Source organism: uncultured Amaricoccus sp., from assembly GCF_937858865.1.
Lineage (GTDB): Bacteria > Pseudomonadota > Alphaproteobacteria > Rhodobacterales > Rhodobacteraceae > Amaricoccus.
This window is the reverse complement of record NZ_CALLYO010000208.1, coordinates 1-5375: the sequence shown is the minus strand read 5'-3', so window position 1 is coordinate 5375 and position 5375 is coordinate 1. Positions and strand designations below refer to the sequence as shown.

At 72.2% G+C, this 5375-nt stretch carries 6 protein-coding genes and 1 tRNA gene; 5 read left to right on the top strand and 2 right to left on the bottom strand.

Annotated elements, in window-relative coordinates; genetic code table 11:
- Positions 1–79: 79 nt before the first annotated feature.
- The 4 genes from Q0112_RS05735 (at position 80) to Q0112_RS05720 (ending at position 2557) form a co-directional block, all read left to right on the top strand.
- Complete coding sequence (locus Q0112_RS05735; protein ID WP_297972637.1) at positions 80–586, top strand: DUF6790 family protein; 507 nt, start codon at positions 80–82, stop codon at positions 584–586.
- 64 nt (positions 587–650) lie between these two features.
- Positions 651–1391 (top strand): triose-phosphate isomerase, encoded by a 741-nt coding sequence (gene tpiA, locus Q0112_RS05730; RefSeq protein ID WP_297972640.1) that lies wholly within the window; start codon positions 651–653, stop codon positions 1389–1391.
- 175 nt (positions 1392–1566) lie between these two features.
- Positions 1567–1641 (top strand) — tRNA-Val (locus Q0112_RS05725).
- A gap of 139 nt (positions 1642–1780) precedes the next feature.
- The gene (locus Q0112_RS05720; RefSeq protein WP_297972635.1) at positions 1781–2557 is read left to right on the top strand and encodes an RNA methyltransferase; all 777 of its coding nucleotides are present in this window, start codon (positions 1781–1783) and stop codon (positions 2555–2557) included.
- Positions 2558–2670: 113 nt separating this feature from the next.
- On the opposite strand, the gene Q0112_RS05715 is transcribed toward Q0112_RS05720, so the two are convergent.
- Together Q0112_RS05715 and puuE are read right to left on the bottom strand one after the other, a co-directional pair.
- Positions 2671–3510, bottom strand: a complete 840-nt coding sequence (locus Q0112_RS05715; protein ID WP_297972633.1) for a bifunctional allantoicase/(S)-ureidoglycine aminohydrolase — start codon at positions 3508–3510, stop codon at positions 2671–2673.
- Positions 3507–4922, bottom strand: coding sequence for an allantoinase PuuE (gene puuE, locus Q0112_RS05710; protein WP_297972631.1), 1416 nt, complete (start codon positions 4920–4922; stop codon positions 3507–3509). The genes Q0112_RS05715 and puuE overlap by 4 nt, the downstream gene beginning before the upstream one ends.
- A 160-nt stretch (positions 4923–5082) precedes the next feature.
- Here puuE and Q0112_RS05705 point away from each other — a divergent pair.
- A partial coding sequence (locus tag Q0112_RS05705) for a hydroxyisourate hydrolase (RefSeq protein WP_297972628.1) occupies positions 5083–5375 on the top strand: 293 nt, incomplete at its 3' end.

Sequence of the window (5375 nt, the reverse complement as noted above, 5' to 3'; positions counted from 1 at the left end):
GGCCGGCGCCGGCTGATCCCTTGCGTCACCCGGCGTCTTCGCGCCAATCTGTGTCGCCGCGGGGCATCGGAGGACGGCCGTGGGTCAGATCATCGCCTTCGTGCTCGGGAACTTCACCCTCACCTTCTTCGTGATCGGGCTTGTCGCCGCCTGGATCGCGCTCCGGCGGCACCCACGGCCCTGGTCCCGCGCCGTGGTGGTCGAGGAGCTGCTGGCCTGGTTCCTCTTCTTCTCGATCGGGGTCTCCTTCTTCTACAACTTCGTCTTCCACGTCTTCTTCGGCGACCTGGCGGCTTCCTTCATCGGCTGGGAGAACAGCCCCTTCCAGGCCGAGGTGGGCTACGCCAGCCTCGGCTTCGCCGCCGTCGGCTTCCTCGCCTTCCGCGGCGCCCGGCAGACCCGCCTCGCCGCCATCCTCGGCCCGGCGCTCTTCCTCTGGGGCGCCGCCGTCGGCCACGTGCTCGACATGATCCGCTCGCACAACTTCGCGCCGGGCAATGCCGGGGTCATCTTCTGGACCGACATCCTGCTGCCGGTCTTCAGGCTCGTCCTTCTCGCCCTCTCGCGGCGGGGCGCGCCGGGCTGAGGGTTTCCCTCGCCGGAGAGGTCTGCTACCGGCAGGCCGTGTCCGACGGAGGTGTCCCATGTCGCTGCGAAAGCTCGTCGCCGGAAACTGGAAGATGAACGGGCTCGCCGCCTCCGCGGCCATGCTGGACGCGCTGCCCGAGCCGGACGGCGTGGACGTGCTGGTCTGCCCGCCGGCCACGCTCCTCGCCCGCCTCGCCGGCGGCCGCATCGCCGTCGGCGGCCAGGACTGCCACCCCGAGCCCTCCGGGGCGCATACCGGCGACATCGCCGCCGAGATGATCGCCGACGCCGGCGGCACCGCGGTCATCGTCGGCCATTCCGAGCGGCGGGCCGACCATGGCGAGACCGATGCGCTCGTCGCCGCCAAGGCCGCCGCCGCCTGGCGTGCCGGGCTGATGGCGATCGTCTGCGTCGGCGAGACCGAGGCCGAGCGCGACGCCGGACGGACGCTCGGGCGCATCGGCGACCAGCTGGCCGGCTCGCTGCCGGAGGGGGCGACCGGTGCGCGGCTCGCGGTCGCCTACGAGCCGGTCTGGGCCATCGGCACCGGCCGCACCCCCTCGCTCGAGGAGATCGCCGAGGTGCACGACTTCATCCGCGAGACGCTTGCCCGCCGCTTCGGCGCCGGGACCGCCGGCGGCATCCGCCTCCTCTACGGCGGCTCGGTGAAGCCGGGGAACGCTGCCGCCATCTTCGCCGTCCCGAACGTCGACGGCGCCCTCGTCGGCGGCGCCTCGCTCGCCGCCGCGGACTTCGGCGCCATCATCGCCGCCGGCGCGGGGGCGGCGCGGGCGGTCTCCTGAGCGACCTTCCGGCCGGCCGGCGCTTCGCTCTTGAAGCGGCCGCCCTTTGCAGCTATCAGGCGCGCCACCGGGCGATTGGCCCAGCGGTAGGGCGCGGAAGCTCTCCGCGGGGATTTCGCAAGGGTGGCTTGGATGCTTCGTGCGAGGCGATCCAGGTTCGCGTGAACCATGGTGCGGGCCGGTAGCTCAGTGGGAGAGCGTTCCGTTCACACCGGAGAGGTCGTTGGTTCGATACCAACTCGGCCCACCATGGCCCGCGATCTTCCCTTTCCTGCCCGAGAGGCGGTGCGTCGCTCCGGCGACGGTGCCGGGCTGCGCGCTTCCGGGCTTCCTTGCCGGCTTCCGGGCGGGGGCGTATCACGCCGCCGTCGGGCAGGGGGAGGCCGCGGATGGCGGGCAGCAACAGTCGGGCCGAGGCGCCGGAGGCGGCTGACGCGCAGCCGGTCTTCCTGCTGGTCGCGCCGCAGATGGGCGAGAACATCGGCGCGGCGGCGCGGGCGATGTGGAATTTCGGGCTCGACCGGCTGCGCCTCGTCGCCCCGCGCGACGGCTGGCCCAACCCGCGCGCCGAGGCGATGGCGAGCGGCGCGCTGCGGGTGCTGGAGCGCGCGGCGCTGGCGGAGAGCGTGGCGGAGGCCGGCGCCGATCTCACCTACGTCTTCGCCACCACCGCGCGGGAGCGGACGATGACCAAGCGCGTCGTCACCCCCGAGACGGCGATGGCCGAGGCGCGGGCGATGATCGGGCGCGGCGAGCGGGTGGGGTTCCTCTTCGGCCCGGAGCGCGCCGGGCTCGCCAACGCCGACGTGGCGCGCGCCAATGCCATCGTCTCGGTGCCGGTCAACCCGGCCTACGGCTCGCTCAACCTCGCCCAGTGCGTGCTGCTTCTCGCCTACGAGTGGATGCGCTCCGGGGGCGAGGCTCCGGCGGAGGAATACCGTATGGGCGACGCCCACCTCGCCACCTCGGGCGAGGTCGACCGTCTCGTCCTTCACCTCGTCGAGCGGCTCGACGCGGTCGGCTTCTTCTATCCGCCCGAGAAGCGGGAGAGCATGACGGCGAGCCTCGTCAACCTCTTCCACCGGGCGCCGCTGACCGAGGCCGACGTGCGCACGCTGCACGGCGTCGTGCGGGCGCTGGCGGTCAAGGTTCCCGGGCGGAAATAGCGCGGAAACCGTTGAAATCCGGTTAAAATCCGACCCTGACCTCCAGTGAAATCAAGGGGTTACCGTTTGGGCACGCGTGCCCGCTTCGTGCCCTGGGCACGCTCGCGGCCGCCTCAGAGCGACAGGCGGGCGTGCCGGTTCACGTCCTTGTAGAGCAGGTAGCGGAAGCGGCCGGGGCCGCCGGCGTAGCAGGCCTGCGGGCAGAAGGCGCGCAGCCACATGAAGTCGCCGGCCTCGACCTCGACCCAGTCGCGGTTCAGCCGGTAGACCGCCTTGCCCTCGAGCACGTAGAGGCCGTGCTCCATGACGTGGGTCTCCTCGAAGGGGATCACCCCGCCGGGCTCGAAGGTGACGACGGTCACGTGCATGTCGTGGCGCAGGTCGGTCGGGTCGACGAAGCGGGTCGTCGCCCAGCGGCCCTCGGTGCCGGGCATCGCGGCCGGCGCGATGTCGCGCTCGTCGAGGACGAGGGGGTCGGGGGCGGGGATGCCCTCGGCCGGCTCGTAGCGCTTGCGGATCCAGTGGAAGCGGACCGGCGCGCCGGTGTCGTTCAGCAGCGTCCAGGGGGTCGCGGGCGGCAGGTAGGCGTAGCTGCCGGGGTTGAGCGCGTGGGTCTGGCCGGCGACGGTGAGCGTCGCGCCGCCCTCGACCACGAAGAGGACGCCCTCGGCCGCGGGGTCGGGCTCGGGGGTCGTGCTGCCGCCGCCGGGGGAGACTTCCATGATGTACTGGGAGAAGGTCTCGGCGAAGCCGGTGAGCGGGCGGGCGATGACCCAGAGCCGCGTCGCCTCCCAGTGCGGGAGGAAGCTCGTGACGATGTCGGAGTAGACGCCCCTCGGGATGACGGCATAGGCCTCGGTGAAGACGGCGCGGCCGGTGTGGAGCGCGGTCTGCGGCGGCAGGCCGCCGGTCGGGGCGTAGTAGGTGCGCTGCGGCGCGGCTTGGTCCTTCATGGCAGCATTTCCTTCAGCCGGAGGGTGGCGATGCGCTCGACCTGGGCGCAGGCGGTGGCGAACTCGGTCGGGCGGTCGTTGCCGAGGCGCGACTCGAAGGCGGCGAGGATCGCCGCCTTGTCGAGGCCGCGCACGGCGATGATGAAGGGGAAGCCGAACTTCGCCTGGTAGGCGTCGTTGAGCTCGGTGAAGCGGGCCTTCTCGGCATCGGTCAGCGCGTCGAGGCCGGCGCCGGCCTGTTCGGCGGTCGACTCGGGCGTGAGGCGCCTGGCGGCGGCGAGCTTGCCGGCGAGGTCGGGGTGGGCGGTCAGGACGCCGAGCCGCTCCTCCTCGGAGGCGGAGCGGAAGGCGCGGGAGAGCGCGTTGGCGAGGCCGGTGGCGGTGTCGTGCACCGGCCCGAGCTCGAGGTCGAAGGCGCGCTCGGCGATCCAGGGGGAATGTTCGAAGACGCCGCCGAAGCGGGTGACGAAGGCGTCCTTCGTCATGCCGGTCGGGCGCTCGGCGCCGGCGGGCGGGGCGGGGTGGCGGGCGCGCCAGTGGGCGGCGATCTGGCTGCGGGTCGGGATCCAGACCTTGTCGCGGGCGAGGATGTAGTCGAGGAAGTCGGCGAGGCCCTTGATGCGGCCGGGGCGGCCGACGAGGCGGCAGTGCAGGCCGACGGACATCATCTTCGGGCTGCCCGCCTCGCCCTCGGCGTAGAGGGTGTCGAAGGTGTCGCGGAGGTAGGTGAAGAAGTCCTCGGAGGTGTGGAAGGTGCCGGCCGAGAACCGCATGTCGTTGGTCTCGAGGCTGTAGGGGATGACGAGCTGCTGGCGGCCGGCATGCTCGCGCCAGTAGGGCAGGTCGTCGTCGTAGGTGTCGGCGACCCAGTCGAAGCGGCCGGTGGCGGAGACGAGGTCGACGGTCTGCACCGAGGTGCGGCCGGTGTACCAGCCTTTCGGGGGCTCGCCGACGACCTCGGTGTGGAGGCGGATCGCCTCGTCGATGTCGGCCTGCTCGGCCTCGGGGGTGTGGTTGCGGTAGTCGATCCAGCGGAGGCCGTGGGAGGCGATCTCCCAGCCGGCTTCCTGCATGGCGGCGACCTGGGCGGGCGAGCGGGCGAGGGCGGAGGCGACGCCGTAGATCGTGACGGGCACGTTGCGGGAGACGAAGAGGTCGCGCAGGCGCCAGAAGCCGGCGCGGGCGCCGTATTCGTAGACCGATTCCATGTTCCAGTGGCGCTGGCCGGGCCAGGGCTGCGCGCCGGGGATCTCGGAGAGGAAGCCCTCGGAGGCGGCGTCGCCGTGCAGCAGGCAATTCTCGCCCCCCTCCTCGTAGTTGAGCACGAGGCTGACCGCGACCCGGGCGCCGCCCGGCCAGTCGGCGTGAGGGGGGCGCCCGCCGTAGCCCTGCATGTTCCGCGGATAGCGCATGGGTTTCCCCTCCTTCTTCTGGTCTTTCCGGGCCAGTCTAGGGCATGGCGGGGGTGCGGGCTTTCAAATTCGGGGAGAAGGTCCTTTCGGGGATCCGGGGTGGATCGGCGGCGCCGGGACGGGGATAGTGGGGATCGAGCGAACCCGAGGGAGGCACGGCATGGCCGAGGGATATGTGACGACCCACGTTCTGGACGCCGCCCGCGGCTGCCCGGCGGCGGGGCTCCGGATCGAGCTCTGGCGGCTCGAGGGGGAGAGCCGGCGGAAGGTCCGCGAGGTGGTCACCAACTCGGACGGGCGGACGGATTCGCCGGTCATCCCGAAGGGGGAGGCGGAGGTCGGGGTCTGGGAGCTCGTCTTCCACGCCGGGGCCTATCTCGACGCGGCCGGGGTGGCGGGGGAGAGCCCGCGGTTCCTCGACGTGATCCCGATCCGCTTCGGGATCGGGGATGC